Here is a 16,112-nt window from a genome sequence, read left to right as displayed (position 1 = left end):
CCCGAGCCGGAAACCTCACGCCTTCTCGCCTTAACCCGGTATCCATCCGCCGTTTCCGGATGGACAGCAACCTAAAACCTGTGGAATGGCGGTTGCGGGCGGAAGAAAAACGCGTGATTGGAGGTAAACAGGGGCGGCGTCCGGTTGACGATGGCCTTGATGGCCGGCGATGCCAGCAGCTCCTGCTGCAAAAACCGCCGGGCCGCCCTACGCACCGTGGCGTTTTCATCAACGGGCAGATAAAGGTCCAACGGCGGAATGTTTTCCGTCGCGCCGGCGAGGGCCGAATGCCGCGGCATGTTCATGATGGCCAGATTGAGAAAATCGATACAGTCGGCGTGGCTTTCCAGAAAATCTCTGGTAAGCCTGGCATCCTCCCGCGTTTCGCCGGGTGTTCCCAGCAACACATAGACATAGGTGGCGATGCCCGCCTGCCTGAGTTTTCGAAGTATTGCGGAAGCCGTCGCGACGCGGGTTCCCTTGCGCAGCCGGTCGAGCACCGCCTGGCTGCCGCTTTCCAGACCCAGCTGCAGCAAGCGGCAACCGCCCAGGGCGAGTCGGTCGATGAGGTCGCCCTGCAGCAGCGCCGGCTCAAAGCGCACAAAACCGTGCCATGACAGATCCTGCAATTGCTCCGCCTGAACGGCCATCGCCTGCAGTGCTGCCGGAGGGATGGCATCGTCCGTCAGATGAAAATGCCGCACCTTCCATCGTTCGGCAAGTTCGAGCAGCAGTTGAGGCAGGGCCTGTCCCGAAAAGGACCGGAAAGGATGAGTCGGGCTGGCGGCTTCGGGACAAAACAGGCAGTGCGCCCAGTAGCAGCCGCGCGACGCACTGATTGGCAGCACCGGATGCGGGGACATATATCCCGCGGGATCGAGTCCGTCGAAATCGGGAGCAAGCGCCAGTTGCGCCGGATTCGAAACGACATAGGGCTGGCCCGCCGGATTCTCAAACAGATCGCACAAGGGCTGTTCGCCGGGGCCGGTCACCAGGTGATCGAACCCCGGGAGTTGCAGGTCATTGTCTCTTAAGGCCCCCCCCAGGAACTGATCATGCCGCCACCGGCCACCAGCGGCACGCCTGGAAAACGCTTTCGCAACAGGCCGGCCAGCTCGAAAGCCGGCAACACCTGGTGACGATAGTTGATGGACAGCGCCAGCAAAGACGGCTTATGCCGCGCCAGAGCCACCAGCAGGCTGTCGCGGAAATAATCGTGAAACAAGGTGCGGGCCTGTCCGCTCGCCAGTGTTTCCAGATCCGGCAGGGAAAATTCGGACAGCTGCCCGTGACGGTAATCACCCAGGGTGAGACGTTCATCGCCGGCAGATCCGCCATACAGGCTCAGGGCATCGTTGAGATAGCGGACCGCGGTGGCATAACGCGCGGGACTGGCGACGGCATCCGGAGAACCAAGCAGTTGCAATGCTCCGTCGGCATGGCGCAACGCCCGTTGAAGACGCGTCGAAAGATCCCGGCTGACGACAGTGGCCAGGGTGCGCGGATGCAGCAGGTAATGGTAAGCATCGCGATTGGCGTCAAAAACCCCAACCGTTATGCCCCGGGCGCGCAGGTAGGCCTGCAGGACCGCCACACCCAGCGGCGGCTCGCCAGCCTTGGCTGCGGGAGGATGAATGAGCAGCAGGGACATGGCTCAGACGCGCCGCCATCCCCGGCCGAAAAAGGTCACGGCGGCCAGCACCATCAGGCCGGCGTCGCGCCACAGGGCCGCCTGAACGGAAGTCTGAGCACCGGGCCGAAAGCAGCCGCAATCGATATCGAGGCCGCGCACCAGCAGGGATGTCAGGGCCACCATGAAAACCAGGTTCAACCCCCCGATCACCAGGGTCGCGGGCCGGAGTTTGTGCTGCACCACCAGCAACAGGCCGGCCAGCATTTCCACGTATGGCAAGGTGGACGCTACCAGAAAATTCAGCCGATACGGCAGGATTTTATAGTTGGCGATTTCGCCGGCAAATCCAGCCGGATCGAGGGCCTTGACCACGCCGGCGTATAGAAACAAGCCGCCAAGCAGCAGCCGGCAGAAATGATACAGAATCGGCCTGCGATAATTCATGGTTGTCCCTTTTCCACCGGCAGGCCGGCATCCTGCCACTCGGGCAGCCCCCCCTCGTACACCCGCACGTCCCGGTAACCGGCCGCCATCAGGCGCTGGGCCAGCAGAAAAGAATCCTCACAGCTGTAGCCGCTGCAATAGGCAACCAGCGGACGATCGAAAGGCTGTTCCCCGAGGAAGGCTTCAAGCCGCGCATTGATTTCCCCCCAGGGCAAACTGCGCGCCCCCGGAAGACGCCCCTGCAGATAAAGATCGACGTTGCGCGCATCAATCAGCAGCACCGTATCGACATCCAATTCCCGCAATTCCCCGAGGGCTATCGGCATCGGCAGCAGCTCCTGATCCGGCAGGGAACGCGCGGAAACGGCGGCAGGTGGTTGCCCGAACCATACATGCCAGAGCAACCGGCCGTTGACCGCCATGCCGACCAGGACACCGGTAGCCACGATCAGCGCGGCATCACGCAACCATTGCGCCAGATTTTCACGCGAGGGATTATTCATCGGGAGACTCGGGAAGTTCGGGCGAAAGGGCTCTGAGCATCTGCCGGAACATGTCGTTCTGCTTGCGCAGCACAGCGATGGTAGCGGCGCTTTCGGTCAACACCTCGTTCAGCTCGTCGATCTGACGCGCCTGATGGGTAAAACGAATTTCCAACCCGATCATGCGCTCTTCCAATTCCGCCAGGCGGTTCAAAAAGGTTTCATTCATGCGGATCATGCTAGCAAAACCCCCGCCATGAAGCAATACGCCTTATGACGGGAGGTGGCGACGCAACCGCCGGCATGCGCCATTTATTCTGATATGGACTTTGGCGCCGCGGACCGCTATCCTGATGTTGCCTTCACGACGTCGACAACATCGGCGGCGTGTGGGATGGTTGGATTAACCGTTGAGGTTCCACGCGCTTTTTATAGCAGCGCGGCGCCACCAAGCTCCCTTGCCGCAGAGTCTGGGATAAGATCACAAAATCCGGAGAGGAACCGCCATCATGCACGCAGCCAAGGAGCGCATGCGCCTGCGCATTTACCTGGCTATTTTCGTTTTTGTCCTGGTTTCAGGTACCATCGGCTTCATGCTTGCCGAGCACCTGTCGGCCGTCGATGCGATCTATTTCACCATCGTGACCATCGCCACGGTCGGCTACGGTGATATTTCTCCCGTAACGCCCCTTGGCAAAACCCTTGCCGTGCTGCTGATCATCACCGGGGTAGGGACGTTCCTCAGCACCCTGGCCGCCGCCACCGAGGTTTTTCTCAGTCGCCGCGACCATCAACTGCGGCAACGCAAACTGCAGATGGTGATGGGCCTGTTTTTCAGCGAAGTGGGATGCGAGTTGTTGCGCCATTGCGCCAAAGCCGACAAACATGGCGCAGGGCTGGCCCAGAGCCTGGCGATCAGTGGCTCCTGGGCAGCACGGGATTTCGAGCAGGCGCATCGGGGACTTTCGGACCACGTCTTCGAAATCTTGCACGAGCGCCTCGATCTGCCTTCCCTGCGGACCCTGCTCCAGGCGCAGGGCCCGCTGCTGGTGCGGCTGCTGGAAAGCCCCTACCTGCTGGAACATGAAAGGTTCACCGATCTGCTCATCGCCACCCTGCACCTCAAAGAGGAACTGCAGCATCGCCAGCACTTTGAGGATCTGCCGGACAGCGACCTGCAGCACCTGGCAGGCGACGTTTGCCGTTACTACCGGCTGGCTGCCGCGCAATGGCTCGATTACGCGCAGCGACTGCTGATCCATTACCCGTTTCTGTATTCGCTGGCAGTGCGCGCCAATCCTTTTGTGCCCGAGGCAAATGCGGTGGTGCGCAGCGTGTGAAGCTGCCAATCGACTGAGAGATTACGCATCGGGCAATGACCGGCGCTGCCGCTTGCGTTCGGAATGTTGCCGCTTGGCTTGCAAACGCCTCTCTTTTGCCGCCTTGCCGGGCCTGGTGGCGATACGGCGAGGCGCTTTTCGCTGCAGAGCCGCCAGTCTTGCTGCCATCCGTTGCAGGGCCTTTTCCAGATTGGCCTGTCGGGAACGCTGTTCGGAGGCGGTAACGGTTATGCCGCTGGGCCGGTGATGGATGCGCACCGCCGTCTCGGTCTTGTTCCTGTGCTGCCCGCCCGGACCGCCGGCCTTGTAATACGTGATTTCCAGGTCATGCTTGTGCAGGGACATGTTGCCTCCGGGAATGTCTCTCCCATGTATCAACGTGCGCTTTCGAACAGGAGGACGTTCGCAATGAATCATTTTGCTCTGACAATTATAGGCCGGGATCACCCCGGCATCGTGGCCAGTGTTACGGAAATTCTTTTCCGGCTCGGATGCAATATCGCCGATTCGAGCTGTACCATTCTCGGGGGGCAGTTCGCCATGATCCTGATTCTGTCCCCCCTGAAGGGATAGGGCCTCCGGCCTTCGAAGCGGCCTTTGATGGTCTTGAAAAAGAGGGGTTGTCGGTATTTGTTCGCAAGCTGCAACCCGGTGGCGAAACCGCGCCCCGAATCGAAGGGGAGCTTTGCATGATTTCCGTTTACGGATCGGACAAACCGGGCATTGTCTTTCCCGTAGCGAAGGCCCTGGGGGATCGACGGATCAACATCACCGATCTTAACACCAAACTGATCGGTACGGCGGATAATCCGGTGTATGTCATGATGATCGAGGCGGTGCTGCCACCCGGGTTTTCCTTCGAAGATCTTGCGGTGCTGCTCGACAAACTGAAGAAAGAGCTGCTGGTCGATATTTCCTTGAGATCCATAACCCCCGTGGAGCTGTGAGGCCATGGCGGTCAAGGATATTCTTGTCTATCCCCACCCTTTGCTCAAAACCATCTGCACCCCCGTGGAGCACAGGGATACGTCGGTCGATATCCTGATCCAGGATCTCATCGATACCATGATGGCCGCCGGCCACTCGGTCGGCGTGGCCGCGCCACAGATCGGCGTCACGCGACGCGTGCTGGTTGTCGACGTATCCCGCAGCAAGCTCGGAAAAAACGACAGCCACGGCCTGCTGACAATGATCAACCCCGAAATTCTCGAAACAGAAGGCCTCCGCTCTTCCAGGGAGGGTTGCATGAGCGTGCCCGATTATACCGGCAACGTTGAACGTGCCGAAAGCGTGGTGGTGCAGTATCGTGATCGCGATGGGCACGGACGCGCCATCCGGGCCAACGGCTTTGAAGCCACGGCGTTGCAGCATGAAATCGACCACCTCGACGGCCTGTTGTTTCTCGACCGCGTCACAAGCCTGAAAACCGACCTGTTCCGCCGCAAGAAACGCTGACTGGGCCGGCTGGAAGCCTGCGCCAGCCTCCGTCGCCCGTTACCGTACCGCCGAACCCGATAAACCCGTATTGGATCTCGGAGGTTATCCACAAACGGCACCTTTATTCCACAAGTTATTCACAATTGCTGTGGCTCTCGGGAGATATCACATCATGCCATCGGACCGTTTGCCTTCCTGTTACGAACTCGAGCAGGCCGCGCGCCTGGCCGTGCAGAATAGCTACTGCCCCTATAGCGGTTTCGCCGTAGGGGCCGCACTGCTCACCGGGCAAGGCCTTATTGTCACCGGTTGTAACATCGAAAACGCCTCCTACGGGCTGACTCTTTGCGCCGAGCGGGTCGCCCTGGCGCGAGCGGTGGCGGACGGGCACCGCCATTTCACCGAACTGCTGCTGTTTACCCCCACGATGACGCCGGTTCCGCCTTGCGGCGCCTGCCTGCAGATGCTTGCGGAGTTCGCGCCGCAACTGCGCATCACCGCCCTGTGCGATGGCGGAACAAGGCTTGTCGGGTCCCTGCCCGACTTCTTGCCGCACGCTTTCGTGTCATCGAAGGGACCCTGGCCACAGCCATCTTCTCAAGGGAGATAAAACACGTCATGCCTGCTTCTTTGACCTGCTACCATCTCGGTTTTGGCCTCGCGGATCTCGGCACCGCGCCACCGACCACCGCCCTGCTATGCGGCGCCCCGGAGCGTGCCAGACAGATCGCCCTGGCAACCGACGGCGTTTTCTGCATCAAGCCGTTGTCGGAAAATCGCGGCCTGCACAGCTATCTGGCCACCCTCGACAAGCGCCTGCCCCTGCTGGTCGCCACCAGCGGCATGGGCGCGCCGTCCCTGAGCATCGTCGTCAACGAACTGTTCGCTCTCGGCGTGCGACGCATAATTCGGGTCGGCACCTGCGGATCCATCCAGGACCATGTCAAGACGGGCAGCATCGTTATTTCTCAGGCCGCGCTTTGCCGGCAGGGCGCCGCCGACGACATCGCGCCGCCGGAATACCCGGCGACCGCGGATCCTTTCCTTACCGTGGAACTGGTCACGGCGGCGCGCAGGCTCGGACTTGACCATCATCTGGGCCTGACCGCCTCCGTGGACACCTTTTACGAAGGGCAGGAACGCTGCAACACCTCGGCCAACCCACACCTGCTGCGACGTCTGCAGGGCATCACCGAAGAATACCGCCGACTTAACATCCTCAATTACGAAATGGAGGCCGGCACCCTGTTCAAAATGGCCGGGGTTTACGGTTTTTCGGCCGGTTGTGTCTGCGGCGTGCTCGCCGATCGCGTCGCCGGCGAATCCATCGTCCCTGGTCGGAAGGACATGGCGCAGAAAAATGCCATACGCGTGGCACTGGAAGCCCTGCGCACCCCGGTCTGCTCCTGAGCCGAAACCACAGGCCGTGGGCAAAGCCGCTCCGGCGAAATACGATCCGCCCCTTGACAAACGGGGACGCGAGTGACTAAATTGAGCGCGAATTCTGATCTATGGAGGTCTTTTCGCTATGCCCATGTACGAATATCGCTGCGACGCCTGCGGTCTGGTCTTCGAGGCGCGCCAGAAATTTTCCGATGCACCGCTCAGTCAATGCCCCGAGTGCAAGGGGCCCGTGCACAAGCTCATCTCCCAATCGGCCTTCGCCCTCAAGGGCGGCGGCTGGTACAACCAGGGCTACTCATCCTCCGGCAAGCCCGCCGCCTGCAGTGCAGGGGGTACGGAAGCAAGCTGCGCCGGCTGCCCCAAAGCCGCCAGCAATGCCTGATAATCCCGCGGCCCCCGATCCTTACGGGGGCCATTTTTTATCGGCCGGCCACCTGGTTTTCATCCGGAAACGGCCCTTTTCCGCCGTGGCGGCGCCAATCCGCGGGCTTGCTTGTGATACGGGCCATCCATAGCAGTGGCAAACCGTGGTCCTTTGCCCTCCCGCAAGCGGTCAACGGACACGCCAATCCACCCTCCCGATCAAACAGCTGCCGAAGCAGGTCCGAAAAACGATTGCCCGCCGCGGTTCTTGCCTTTACATCGCCTGCCCTTTTCCGTATATTTTCGCACGAAATCAGCCAGAATCCCGGTTGAAGGCCGGCACAGGCTTGTGTATCTTTGAATCGACAATACCACAGATAAAAATCACCATAAGCGGAATGCCTCTGTTCCGGATCAGGGTTATGAAGGGAGATCCCATGCTTTTTCCCGAGGAATTGTATTACAACGAAGACCACGTCTGGATTGAGGAAGACGGCGGACAGGCAACCATCGGCGTCACCGAATATCTGCAGGACGAGCTGGCTGAAGCCCTCTCCATCGAATTGCCCGAGGTGGGCACCGAACTTGAGATGGGTGACACCCTCGCCACCATCGAACTGCGGCAGGGCACGCTGGAAATCTATTCGCCACTGTCCGGCGAAGTGCTGGAGGCCAACCAGGACCTCACCGATTCCCCTGACTGGCTCAGTTCTTCTCCTTATGAGGATGGCTGGATCGTGCGCCTGAAGCTGGTGGAGGCAGATGAACTGGAAGACCTGATGGACGCCGACAATTATACCGAGTTTGTCCAGGGGGAGAACTGAGCCGGTTTTCCGCTGTTCTCCACCGGCGGGGACATGCGCCCGGATTCCTGCATCAGCGCCCGAAAATGTCGCGGCCCATTTCGCCCCGGGAGAGGCGGTACTGAAAATAGGCCATAATGGTGAGTTGGTCCTTGGGGAAGGATGAAGGCAGATTGCCATAGGACGCACCGCGATATACGGCGGCCACCGCTTCACGATCGAGGGTCGGATATCCGGAACTTTCCAGCACATCCGCCGTTTCGACGCTGCCATCCCTGTTGATGACGATGCGTAGCAGGCAAACCCCCGACTCCCCGCGTTCGGCCGCCTGGCGCGGGTAGTTCCAGACCTGGTAAATGTTGTCGCGGAACCGTTTGAAGAAGGACGCCAGCAGATCCTTTTCCGTATCGAGCCAGACAGCCTCGCCTTCCTGTACATCCTTGCGATATTTGTTGGCCCACCCTTTCTGCAAGCGTTCCTGCGTGGTTTTGGAAAGGCCCAGATCCAGAGCCTCGGGACTCGGGGCCGGCCCCGCGTCACCGACCGGACGCTGCGCCGGCGTGGCGGCGGGCCGGGAATCGGCGGGAGGCACAGGCCGGCGATCTTCCGGGGCATCTCCCCGCGGGGCCGTCTCCCTTGGCGCCACCCGATCCACCGGCGCCTGTCTTTGCGCCGGTTTTTGGCGGGGTTCGGCAGGCGCCGCCGGCGGGACATCGAGTTCACGCAGGCTTGGTTGCGGCGGGCGCACCTCGACCACAACGGGTTTCCGGGGGGCTGACACCCTCACCAGCCTGTCGGCCGGCACGACATACAGCAGCAGCAGATGCAGCAGCAGAGACAGGATAATGAAAACGGCCAGAAGGAGATCGTGACGGGAAGAGGAACGCATCATCGCCTTTATTTTCCCCACGCGCCGGTGGGAAAGTTGTGTTTTGCCGGGCATTATACATGAATCGCCCACCCTTTGACCAGCCGAGAATCCCGGCACGAGACACCGCGCAAGGGCCCTGCGCAGTCCTTAAAAGAGGTTGACCCCCCAGGGGGCATCAAGTATAAATGAGGCGCTCGTAACTTCTACATTCGAAGGAGGAACCCTATGCACTTAGTTGATCAGATCAAAGCTACGGCCCGCCAGAACCGCCAGGTGGTGGTTCTGCCCGAAGGTTACGACGACCGCATGATTCAGGCGGCCGGCCCGATCGTAAAAGACAACCTGGCTGATGTCGTTCTGCTTGGCGACCCCGGCGGGCTGCAGGCCAAAGCGGCCGAACTCGGCGCTTCCCTGGAAGGCGTTACCCTGCTCGACCCGAAAAATGCCCCCCAGCTCGACGCCTATGTCGATGAACTGGTAGAATTGCGCAAGAAAAAAGGCCTGACCCGAGAAGAGGCTCTTAAACTTATGACCGCCGATGACAATCTTTTCTTTGGCGCCATGATGGTACGCAAAGGCGATGCCGGCGGCTGCGTTGCCGGCGCCTTCAATACCACCGGCAACGTTTTGCGCGCCGCATTTCAGGTCATCGGTCCCGCACCTGGCATGAAAACCGTTTCTTCCTGTTTCATCATGGTCACCAAAACCCCCGAGTTTGGCGAAAACGGTTCCCTGATCTTTGCTGACTGTGCCGTCAATCCCAACCCCGACGCACGCGCACTGGCCGAAATCGCCGTCGCCACGGCACGCAGCTGCAAAAGCTTTCTTGGCGTCGATGCCCGGGTGGCCATGCTGTCCTTCTCCACCAAAGGCAGCGCCAAACATGAAGACCCGGACAAAGTCATCGAAGCGCTGGCCATTGCCAGGGAAATGGCGCCGGAACTGCAGATTGATGGGGAACTGCAGGCCGACGCCGCCCTGGTGCCCAAAGTCGGAGCCAGCAAAGCCCCCGGCTCCACCGTCGCCGGCAAGGCTAACACCCTTGTCTTCCCCGACCTCGACGCCGGCAACATCGGCTACAAGCTGGTTCAGCGCCTGGCCGGCGCCGAAGCCGTGGGTCCCATTATCCAGGGACTGGCCAAGCCGGTCAACGACCTGTCACGCGGCTGCTCGGTGGATGACATCATCAGCGTCACCGCCATCACCGCCGTGCAGGCCCAGGGCTGAGCATCGACGAACATCGCGCATAAAAAAAGGCCGGCGAATCAATCCGCCGGCCTTTTTTTGTCCGCATCCTTCAAGCACAGATTACTTGCGCACGTAATCCCTGGATTTGAAGGTGTAATCGAAGCTCATGTGATCGCTGTAGGTGTTTTCCAGAATACCGACCACGTCTTCGGTAAAAACAAGTTCTTCATCGGTAGGTATGACGAACACCTTGACCGGCGAGTCGGAAGTGGAGATTTCCACTTCGGCTTTTTTGGTGCGGGTCTTGAGGTTCTTTTCCTTGTCGATCTTGACCCCCAGCGCCTCGAGGCCTTCCAGCGCCTGCTGGCGGATTTCGGCTCCCATCTCGCCGACACCGGCAGTAAAGACAATGGCATCGACCTTGCCGAGCACTGCCATGTAGGAACCGACATATTTTTTAATGCGATAAGCTTCGATATCGTGCGCCAGTTTGCAGCGCTTGTCTCCAGCCTTGATCCCTTCGCCGATATCGCGGCGATCGGTATACTTGCCGGTAATGCCGAGCAAGCCGGACTTTTTGTTCAGAATGCTGTCCATCTCCTTGGCGGTGTAGCCCTCGCGCTCCATGATGAAGGTAGGGATGGCGGGATCGATATCGCCGCAACGGGTACCCATGACAGCGCCTTCGAGAGGTGTAAGGCCCATGCTGGTATCGACGCAGACGCCACCGCGAATCGCAGCGTGGGAAGCGCCGTTGCCGATGTGCAGGGTAATGATGTTGCAGTCCTTGGCATCTTTCCCGAGCAGCACGGCAGCCCGTTTGGATACATACAGATGGGACGTGCCGTGGAAACCGTAGCGGCGCACGCTGTGTTTTTCATACCACTCATAGGGCAGCGGGTAGATATAGGCTTCCTGTGGCATGGTCTGGTGAAAGGCCGTATCGAAAATCGCCACGTGCGGAACCTCGGGCAAAACTTTTTGGGCGGCCACAATGCCCATGATGTTGGGCGGATTGTGCAGCGGAGCAAGGTGCTGAACATCCTTGATCCCCTGGAGAACCTCTTCGTCGATAAGTACCGAACTGGCGAATTTTTCGCCGCCATGCACGACGCGATGACCCACGGCGGATATTTCGCTCATCGATTTAACCACGCCAGTCTTATCACCGGTCAGGGTCTTGATGATCAGCTCGATAGCGACGGTGTGGTTGGGGCAATCGTGTTCGCTCTTGTAATCCTCCCGACCGGGAACCTCGTGCGAGATAAAGGAATCGCCGATACCGACCCGTTCGACGACGCCCTTGGCGATAATCTCCTTCTTGTTCCAGTTGTAGAGCTGGTATTTTACCGATGAACTGCCGCAATTGAGTGCGAGGATATCCATAGAACCTGCTTACCTCCTATTAAAGTGTTACGGGCGGAAAAGCCGGCACCTTTCCGCCCATCGGATGGACTGGACAAACGGATAAATACTATAAGATGGCAATTGCAAATGCAAGGTCTTTGTCGGCGACGTCTTTTGCATCATTTAGGGTGGACAACCAGTAAAAAGGTGTTGTAGAATCCGCCCGAAGTATCGAGAATAAAAGCAGCAAGTGATTCTAAAGCAAAGGAGGTGAATACCTTGGCTCATACCATCACTGACGATTGCATTAACTGCGGTGCTTGTGACGACAGCTGCCCCATCGGCGCTATCGAAGAAAAAGGCGACAAACGCGTTATCGACGCTGACGCCTGCACCGACTGTGGCGCCTGTGTCGACGCATGCCCCGTTGACGCCATCAAGGCCGACTAAGCAGTCAAAAACATGACGGGCGGGAGCATCCGGACAACAGGAAGCTCCCGCCTTTCTTGTACCTTCCCGCACCCGTCATCCCGAGACAAGAAAGGGACGGCACTATGCCCGGTTTCTGGGAACTGACCCTGATCCTGATCATCATTGTGCTGTTGTTCGGCGCACGCAAGTTGCCGGAGATAGGTGCCAGCCTGGGAAAAGGGCTTACCGCCTTCCAGAAAAGCCTGCGCGGCACCCCCGACGACGACCCTGACAACGACCACACCGACAATCTCCCCCCGGAAGATCGGCATTGAAAAAGCCCCGGCTGCCTGAATTCGGCAAGACAGGGATCGCGCCCGCCAGGCCGGCCCCTACCGGGAAGCCGGTTTGGAATCGATGACCTCCACCGAAAACTCACTCAGCCCTTCCGGCAGGTTGCGGAACACGATGGTGAAGGGAACGGCCTTGCCGGCGGGAACATTAAGGTTGCTCAGAGAATCCCCGAACTGATTGTTCATCCGCTCGGCAATCCTGTCAAACGGCAAAGTTTCCAGCTCGCCGGCATCGATGGGATTGCCACAGAACACCGTCTGCTGCTGCAGCGGTGCCCCCTTGGCATCGAACAGAACCCCCTTGACGGCGATTGCCGAGCGTGATTCCCGATAATCGTTAACCGCCTCGCCCTGAATCACGAACAGCCGCCCAGCCCGCCGGTTCTGCAAAAAACCGCCATTCAATCCCAGCGTGCGGATCTGGCCGCTTTCCGTTGCCTCCGGCTGTGATCGCATCAGGGCATGCAGCCGCTCCAGCCGCATCAAAGAACCGAGCAGATCCTTCTTCCAGGCAAAGTAGCCGCCGGCTGCCCCCCCGACCAACAACAATAAAAAAAGCAGGGACAACCCTGTGCCTTTTGATTTTCGCCGGACCGGAACCCTGGCGGGAGGTGGCAGCGAGGGTTTGCCCTCCGAGCTTGCAGGAGGAGCGAACAGCCCGGCGTCACCGTCTTCCACCTCATGATCCGCCGCCCCCGCATGGAGCCCGGCCAAAGGCGACCTTGCAGCCCCTCCCGCAGCAACGGAATCCGGTGATAATTCAGAAGACGGATCCTCAACCGGCGCCTTGGTGGGTTCTGCAAAATAATCCTGCGAGTCGCCACCTTCCTCGTCCAGGGGAAAACTACCGTCCTCAAAAGAAAATGCCTCCCCTTCATCTGCTGCCGTTTCGAACAGCGCATCGGACTTCAATTCACCGTCCTCGTCGAAAGCAGCAAAATCGAAGGCTGAATCCTCCGAAAACTCGTTCTCCAAGGTCGGATCTCCGGACAGGGAGCTGACATCGTCCCAGGATTCGCCAAAGTCGAATTCATGAAAGGCAGAGCCGCCCGTTTCAGAAAGCGCCTGGTCCCATTCTTTGTCCGCGGAAGCGGCGGAAGGCATGGCGACATCACCAGGCCCGGTGGCGGCAGCCGAGGTTTCGTCCAACTCGGGCATAACCGTAAAAACCTTCTGACACCTGGAACAGCGGACTTTGGTGCCGGAAGGTTTCAATTTGTCATCCGCCAGCCGAAAACGGCTGACACATTCGGGACACTCCACAATCATAACGGCCTCCCCTCACCCGCAGATGACGGATCTTCAAAAATATACAGTTCAGGCAGTTCGCGATAGCGCTCCTGATAATCGAGCCCGTAACCGACCACAAACCCCTCCTCCAACGTCATGCCGACATAATCCGCTTCAATGGGGACTTTTCGATCGATGCGCTTGTCCAGCAACGTACAAACCTTCAGGGAGCGCGGCTGACGCTCCAGCAGGCGATGAAACAGCGACTGCAGGGTATATCCCGTATCGATGATATCCTCGACAATAAGGACCTCACGATCGGTTACGGAAAACTCCAGATCCTTGCGCATCTCGACAATGCCGGATGAAACCGTTTCGCAGCCATAACTGGCCATGCGCACGAAATCGACCAGCAGCGGGCAGGAAATGGCACGCACCAGATCGGCAAAAAACAGAAAAGAGCCTTTCAGAACGCAAACCAGCAGAATTTCCCGATTCTGGTAATCCCGGTCGATCTCTCCCCCAAGCCTGCACACCTGCTCGGCGATCTGGTCCCGGGTGTAGAGAGTTTTAAAGTTTTTACGCATGAACTATTCCCAATGAGTTGAAAACCCTTTTCAAGTCCGCATGTTATAGCAACACTCAAAGGGGCTGTCAATCCCAATGCAACCGCCGGCAAGCGCCTGCAAACCAGTATCCCCCGTGGAGGGGGCTGGTTTGAAACTTCAAATAGTGCTATAAAGAACAGTCGGCGCCAACCGCATCTTGGGGCCGGCTGGAACTTTCAAATCTGCTCAGGAGATTTTTTATGAAAACACCGCACACGTTTTTTCTGGCCATTTTTTGTCTGGCTCTTCTCCCGGCGCCGGCACTGGCCGCTCCGCAGATCTTCATCTCCGACCCCGCTTTCCAGTTCGGAACGATCGCCGAAGGCGACAGATTGGAGCATGTTTTTACTTTTGCCAACCGCGGCGACCAGACCCTGTCCATTGAACGCGTGCGATCAACGTGCGGATGCACCGGCACATTGCTGTCCAGCAGGGAAATCCTCCCCGGAAAATCGGGAGAGGTAAGAATCACTTTCAATTCCAACGGCATGCGGGGCCCGATTACCAAATGGGTGTACATCTACAGCAACGATCCCGCCACCCCGAAAGCGGCACTGCGGATTGCGGGGTTGGTCAAACCCGAAATCGACATACAACCCGACCGGTTGCAGCTTACCAACATGCGACCCGGCGAAAAACGCCAGGCAGACATCACCCTTACCAACAACGGCGAACGCACCATTTTTCTGTCCAACCTTGCCACCATGCCCGCTTCGTTATCGGCAAGTCTCAGCCAGACCAGGCTGGCACCCGGCGCTTCGGCCCGCATCCGGGCAACCCTGACACTGCCTGCCGAAAAAAGCCGCCAAAACGGCTACATCACCCTCTCGACAAGCAGTCCCCGCAGCCCGAAACTGCGCATTTCAGTGTTTGGCGTCGGACGCGAACGGACGCCCTGACCAACAGGCGAGCACCCTGCAAACCACTGCTTCGCAGGGAGTAAAACACACACTCCTGCGCCTGGCGGACAAAAAGGCTGCAAATTGACGTTGCATTTCCTCGAAGGATGAGTTATATAGTTGAGTCCGCGCGCGATTAGCTCAGCTGGATAGAGCGTTGGCCTCCGGAGCCAAAGGTCACAAGTTCGAATCTTGTATCGCGCGCCATAATAAAAAACAAAGGGTTACGTCAAAGGCGTAACCCTTTTTTGTTATCCACCGGCCAGGTGAAACCGCCCGTCAATCGACCGTCGGCTGTGGCGGCGGGGTCCGTGACGAATCCGGGCATCTGCCGGAAGGGAGGGGGCTACCCTGTATCAGCACCAGGCCGCCTTTCACCACGCTTGCCAGGTTGGCCATGTAATCGCATTTGATGCGCAGCAGGAAAAACAACCTTTCGTCAGCCAGCGGATGCAACGTCTCGAAATTGCCCTGTCCCTTGGACAGGATCACATCGGCCTCTGCGAACAATGTCTGGAATTCCGTGGTTGTTTCATCAAGGATGGTCCCCGGGTAAACACTGCCACTGGAAATAGTCCGGACCAGACGGTCCAGCCCCACGGCCCTGGCATCCTCCAGGGTAGCGTCGTTGATGATCGGCCGGGCGCGAAGCGCCGCCGTTATGCGCAGACGGGGAAACTGGCGCATGAGTTCTTCCAGAAACAGCCTGTCGAAGACAATCTCTCCGCTGTTATCACAGATATAGAGAAGGTTCGAGGCCTTGTGCAATGCCTGCCGGAAAGGCCGGATGTCATAACGGGCAAAGCTGGTCTGATCCAGATTGCGGATTTCATGCTCCAGATCGATGTCGTCATGGGGCTTGACGCCAAAATCGATGATGTTGCCGGCCGCGGCGAGATGCAATCCCATCTCGATCGGTTCCGGGCTACAGGCCAGCATTTTCTGAAACATCGGGACGTGAGCCAGGGACAGCGCGTTTGAGCGTTGTTTGACCTCGGCATAGATATCGAATTCGGGCGATTCGCCCCGTTCCTGAATGACGGCATCCGCAACCTGGCGGACAACGTGCTGAACCAGCAGCGGCTTGACCTTCGAGTCTTCGATGGCCTGCCGCGCCACGGCGAGGATGCGTGCTGTCTGCCCTTCTTCAAGCTGGGCGAAGCGCGCCGTGGAAAGGCACTGTTTCAGGACACAGGGAATGCATTCCTGCGCGATACCATAATGCCGCATCGACTTTTCCATATGGGTTCTCCCTCACCGCATAAGGCGCGCGCAAACCTGCCCGCGTCCAGAACGGCA

At 58.9% G+C, this 16,112-nt stretch carries 23 protein-coding genes and 1 tRNA gene; 13 read left to right on the top strand and 11 right to left on the bottom strand.

The features are described from left to right. Window positions 1–71: 71 nt before the first annotated feature. The 5 genes from A6070_RS15920 to A6070_RS02640 all read right to left on the bottom strand — a co-directional run bounded on the left by A6070_RS15920 (window position 72) and on the right by A6070_RS02640 (window position 2,788). Window positions 72–968, bottom strand: coding sequence for a B12-binding domain-containing radical SAM protein (locus A6070_RS15920; protein ID WP_236718904.1), 897 nt, complete (start codon window positions 966–968; stop codon window positions 72–74). Between the two features lie 62 nt (window positions 969–1,030). After that, complete coding sequence (locus tag A6070_RS15915) at window positions 1,031–1,651, bottom strand: hypothetical protein (RefSeq protein WP_072501941.1); 621 nt, start codon at window positions 1,649–1,651, stop codon at window positions 1,031–1,033. 3 nt (window positions 1,652–1,654) lie between these two features. Beyond that, a complete protein-coding gene (locus A6070_RS02650; protein ID WP_072286931.1) occupies window positions 1,655–2,077 on the bottom strand; it encodes a MauE/DoxX family redox-associated membrane protein in 423 nt (140 codons plus the stop codon). Beyond that, window positions 2,074–2,580 (bottom strand): rhodanese-like domain-containing protein, encoded by a 507-nt coding sequence (locus A6070_RS02645; protein WP_072286930.1) that lies wholly within the window; start codon window positions 2,578–2,580, stop codon window positions 2,074–2,076. The genes A6070_RS02650 and A6070_RS02645 overlap by 4 nt, the downstream gene beginning before the upstream one ends. Further along, window positions 2,573–2,788 (bottom strand): SlyX family protein, encoded by a 216-nt coding sequence (locus A6070_RS02640; RefSeq protein WP_158514010.1) that lies wholly within the window; start codon window positions 2,786–2,788, stop codon window positions 2,573–2,575. Before A6070_RS02640 ends, A6070_RS02645 begins: the two co-directional genes overlap by 8 nt. Window positions 2,789–3,068: 280 nt before the next feature. On the opposite strand from A6070_RS02640, the gene A6070_RS02635 reads away from it, so the two are divergent. Further along, window positions 3,069–3,899 (top strand): potassium channel family protein, encoded by an 831-nt coding sequence (locus A6070_RS02635; protein WP_072286928.1) that lies wholly within the window; start codon window positions 3,069–3,071, stop codon window positions 3,897–3,899. Window positions 3,900–3,920: 21 nt separating this feature from the next. Here A6070_RS02635 and A6070_RS02630 read toward each other — a convergent pair whose 3' ends face one another. After that, window positions 3,921–4,244, bottom strand: coding sequence for a peptide chain release factor family protein (locus tag A6070_RS02630; protein ID WP_072286927.1), 324 nt, complete (start codon window positions 4,242–4,244; stop codon window positions 3,921–3,923). A 63-nt stretch (window positions 4,245–4,307) separates the two neighbouring features. On the opposite strand from A6070_RS02630, the gene A6070_RS16425 reads away from it, so the two are divergent. The 7 genes from A6070_RS16425 to gcvH all read left to right on the top strand — a co-directional run bounded on the left by A6070_RS16425 (window position 4,308) and on the right by gcvH (window position 7,927). Continuing rightward, the gene (locus A6070_RS16425; protein WP_330220597.1) at window positions 4,308–4,472 is read left to right on the top strand and encodes an ACT domain-containing protein; all 165 of its coding nucleotides are present in this window, start codon (window positions 4,308–4,310) and stop codon (window positions 4,470–4,472) included. A 116-nt stretch (window positions 4,473–4,588) separates the two neighbouring features. After that, window positions 4,589–4,846, top strand: coding sequence for an ACT domain-containing protein (locus A6070_RS16420; protein ID WP_330220596.1), 258 nt, complete (start codon window positions 4,589–4,591; stop codon window positions 4,844–4,846). Between the two features lie 4 nt (window positions 4,847–4,850). After that, window positions 4,851–5,354 (top strand): peptide deformylase, encoded by a 504-nt coding sequence (gene def, locus A6070_RS02620; protein WP_072286925.1) that lies wholly within the window; start codon window positions 4,851–4,853, stop codon window positions 5,352–5,354. 154 nt (window positions 5,355–5,508) lie between these two features. After that, window positions 5,509–5,946: a cytidine deaminase gene (gene cdd, locus A6070_RS02615; RefSeq protein ID WP_072286924.1), complete on the top strand. Its 438-nt coding sequence runs from the start codon at window positions 5,509–5,511 to the stop codon at window positions 5,944–5,946. An 8-nt stretch (window positions 5,947–5,954) separates the two neighbouring features. Further along, window positions 5,955–6,746 (top strand): nucleoside phosphorylase, encoded by a 792-nt coding sequence (locus tag A6070_RS02610; RefSeq protein WP_072286923.1) that lies wholly within the window; start codon window positions 5,955–5,957, stop codon window positions 6,744–6,746. Between the two features lie 118 nt (window positions 6,747–6,864). After that, entirely contained in the window at window positions 6,865–7,122 is a 258-nt protein-coding gene (locus A6070_RS02605; protein ID WP_072286922.1) for an FmdB family zinc ribbon protein, read from the top strand. Between the two features lie 418 nt (window positions 7,123–7,540). Further along, on the top strand, window positions 7,541–7,927 hold the full coding sequence (gcvH, locus tag A6070_RS02600) for a glycine cleavage system protein GcvH (RefSeq protein ID WP_072286921.1): 387 nt from the start codon (window positions 7,541–7,543) through the stop codon (window positions 7,925–7,927). A 52-nt stretch (window positions 7,928–7,979) separates the two neighbouring features. Here gcvH and A6070_RS02595 read toward each other — a convergent pair whose 3' ends face one another. Then, the gene (locus A6070_RS02595) at window positions 7,980–8,798 is read right to left on the bottom strand and encodes an energy transducer TonB (RefSeq protein ID WP_072286920.1); all 819 of its coding nucleotides are present in this window, start codon (window positions 8,796–8,798) and stop codon (window positions 7,980–7,982) included. A gap of 204 nt (window positions 8,799–9,002) precedes the next feature. On the opposite strand from A6070_RS02595, the gene pta reads away from it, so the two are divergent. Further along, a complete protein-coding gene (gene pta, locus A6070_RS02590) occupies window positions 9,003–10,004 on the top strand; it encodes a phosphate acetyltransferase (protein ID WP_072286919.1) in 1,002 nt (333 codons plus the stop codon). An 81-nt stretch (window positions 10,005–10,085) separates the two neighbouring features. Here the strand turns inward: pta and A6070_RS02585 are convergent, their stop codons facing one another. After that, window positions 10,086–11,351 (bottom strand): acetate kinase, encoded by a 1,266-nt coding sequence (locus A6070_RS02585; protein WP_072286918.1) that lies wholly within the window; start codon window positions 11,349–11,351, stop codon window positions 10,086–10,088. A 240-nt stretch (window positions 11,352–11,591) separates the two neighbouring features. Between A6070_RS02585 and A6070_RS02580 the strand changes: the two genes are divergently transcribed. Both A6070_RS02580 and tatA read left to right on the top strand, forming a co-directional pair. Further along, window positions 11,592–11,762, top strand: coding sequence for a DUF362 domain-containing protein (locus tag A6070_RS02580; protein WP_072286917.1), 171 nt, complete (start codon window positions 11,592–11,594; stop codon window positions 11,760–11,762). 104 nt (window positions 11,763–11,866) lie between these two features. Next, window positions 11,867–12,058: a twin-arginine translocase TatA/TatE family subunit gene (gene tatA, locus A6070_RS02575; RefSeq protein WP_072286916.1), complete on the top strand. Its 192-nt coding sequence runs from the start codon at window positions 11,867–11,869 to the stop codon at window positions 12,056–12,058. Window positions 12,059–12,115: 57 nt separating this feature from the next. Here tatA and A6070_RS15680 read toward each other — a convergent pair whose 3' ends face one another. Both A6070_RS15680 and hpt read right to left on the bottom strand, forming a co-directional pair. Then, entirely contained in the window at window positions 12,116–13,345 is a 1,230-nt protein-coding gene (locus A6070_RS15680) for a DUF3426 domain-containing protein (protein WP_072286915.1), read from the bottom strand. Beyond that, complete coding sequence (gene hpt, locus A6070_RS02565; protein WP_072286914.1) at window positions 13,342–13,893, bottom strand: hypoxanthine phosphoribosyltransferase; 552 nt, start codon at window positions 13,891–13,893, stop codon at window positions 13,342–13,344. The genes A6070_RS15680 and hpt overlap by 4 nt, the downstream gene beginning before the upstream one ends. A gap of 221 nt (window positions 13,894–14,114) precedes the next feature. On the opposite strand from hpt, the gene A6070_RS02560 reads away from it, so the two are divergent. Both A6070_RS02560 and A6070_RS02555 read left to right on the top strand, forming a co-directional pair. Beyond that, complete coding sequence (locus A6070_RS02560) at window positions 14,115–14,813, top strand: DUF1573 domain-containing protein (RefSeq protein ID WP_072286913.1); 699 nt, start codon at window positions 14,115–14,117, stop codon at window positions 14,811–14,813. Window positions 14,814–14,943: 130 nt separating this feature from the next. Then, window positions 14,944–15,020 (top strand) — tRNA-Arg (locus tag A6070_RS02555). A gap of 72 nt (window positions 15,021–15,092) precedes the next feature. Here A6070_RS02555 and A6070_RS02550 read toward each other — a convergent pair. Then, window positions 15,093–16,055, bottom strand: a complete 963-nt coding sequence (locus tag A6070_RS02550) for a damage-control phosphatase ARMT1 family protein (protein ID WP_083558659.1) — start codon at window positions 16,053–16,055, stop codon at window positions 15,093–15,095. Between the last annotated feature and the right edge of the window lie 57 nt (window positions 16,056–16,112).

The organism is Syntrophotalea acetylenica, from assembly GCF_001888165.1.
Classification (GTDB): Bacteria; Desulfobacterota; Desulfuromonadia; order Desulfuromonadales; family Syntrophotaleaceae; genus Syntrophotalea; species Syntrophotalea acetylenica.
Note: the sequence above shows the minus strand (reverse complement) of the source record. Positions and strands in the feature narration are given on the sequence as shown.

What these genes read in the sequence shown, in the direction of transcription:
- A6070_RS15915 (WP_072501941.1), bottom strand. Translation starts at nt 1,651, where the DNA reads ATGTCCCTGCTGCTCATTCATCCTCCCGCAGCCAAGGCTGGCGAGCCG.
- A6070_RS02650 (WP_072286931.1), bottom strand. Translation starts at nt 2,077, where the DNA reads ATGAATTATCGCAGGCCGATTCTGTATCATTTCTGCCGGCTGCTGCTT.
- A6070_RS02645 (WP_072286930.1), bottom strand. Translation starts at nt 2,580, where the DNA reads ATGAATAATCCCTCGCGTGAAAATCTGGCGCAATGGTTGCGTGATGCC.
- A6070_RS02640 (WP_158514010.1), bottom strand. Translation starts at nt 2,788, where the DNA reads ATGAATGAAACCTTTTTGAACCGCCTGGCGGAATTGGAAGAGCGCATG.
- A6070_RS02635 (WP_072286928.1), top strand. Translation starts at nt 3,069, where the DNA reads ATGCACGCAGCCAAGGAGCGCATGCGCCTGCGCATTTACCTGGCTATT.
- A6070_RS02630 (WP_072286927.1), bottom strand. Translation starts at nt 4,244, where the DNA reads ATGTCCCTGCACAAGCATGACCTGGAAATCACGTATTACAAGGCCGGC.
- A6070_RS16425 (WP_330220597.1), top strand. Translation starts at nt 4,308, where the DNA reads ATGAATCATTTTGCTCTGACAATTATAGGCCGGGATCACCCCGGCATC.
- A6070_RS16420 (WP_330220596.1), top strand. Translation starts at nt 4,589, where the DNA reads ATGATTTCCGTTTACGGATCGGACAAACCGGGCATTGTCTTTCCCGTA.
- def (WP_072286925.1), top strand. Translation starts at nt 4,851, where the DNA reads ATGGCGGTCAAGGATATTCTTGTCTATCCCCACCCTTTGCTCAAAACC.
- cdd (WP_072286924.1), top strand. Translation starts at nt 5,509, where the DNA reads ATGCCATCGGACCGTTTGCCTTCCTGTTACGAACTCGAGCAGGCCGCG.
- A6070_RS02610 (WP_072286923.1), top strand. Translation starts at nt 5,955, where the DNA reads ATGCCTGCTTCTTTGACCTGCTACCATCTCGGTTTTGGCCTCGCGGAT.
- A6070_RS02605 (WP_072286922.1), top strand. Translation starts at nt 6,865, where the DNA reads ATGCCCATGTACGAATATCGCTGCGACGCCTGCGGTCTGGTCTTCGAG.
- gcvH (WP_072286921.1), top strand. Translation starts at nt 7,541, where the DNA reads ATGCTTTTTCCCGAGGAATTGTATTACAACGAAGACCACGTCTGGATT.
- A6070_RS02595 (WP_072286920.1), bottom strand. Translation starts at nt 8,798, where the DNA reads ATGATGCGTTCCTCTTCCCGTCACGATCTCCTTCTGGCCGTTTTCATT.
- pta (WP_072286919.1), top strand. Translation starts at nt 9,003, where the DNA reads ATGCACTTAGTTGATCAGATCAAAGCTACGGCCCGCCAGAACCGCCAG.
- A6070_RS02585 (WP_072286918.1), bottom strand. Translation starts at nt 11,351, where the DNA reads ATGGATATCCTCGCACTCAATTGCGGCAGTTCATCGGTAAAATACCAG.
- tatA (WP_072286916.1), top strand. Translation starts at nt 11,867, where the DNA reads ATGCCCGGTTTCTGGGAACTGACCCTGATCCTGATCATCATTGTGCTG.
- A6070_RS15680 (WP_072286915.1), bottom strand. Translation starts at nt 13,345, where the DNA reads ATGATTGTGGAGTGTCCCGAATGTGTCAGCCGTTTTCGGCTGGCGGAT.
- hpt (WP_072286914.1), bottom strand. Translation starts at nt 13,893, where the DNA reads ATGCGTAAAAACTTTAAAACTCTCTACACCCGGGACCAGATCGCCGAG.
- A6070_RS02560 (WP_072286913.1), top strand. Translation starts at nt 14,115, where the DNA reads ATGAAAACACCGCACACGTTTTTTCTGGCCATTTTTTGTCTGGCTCTT.
- A6070_RS02550 (WP_083558659.1), bottom strand. Translation starts at nt 16,055, where the DNA reads ATGGAAAAGTCGATGCGGCATTATGGTATCGCGCAGGAATGCATTCCC.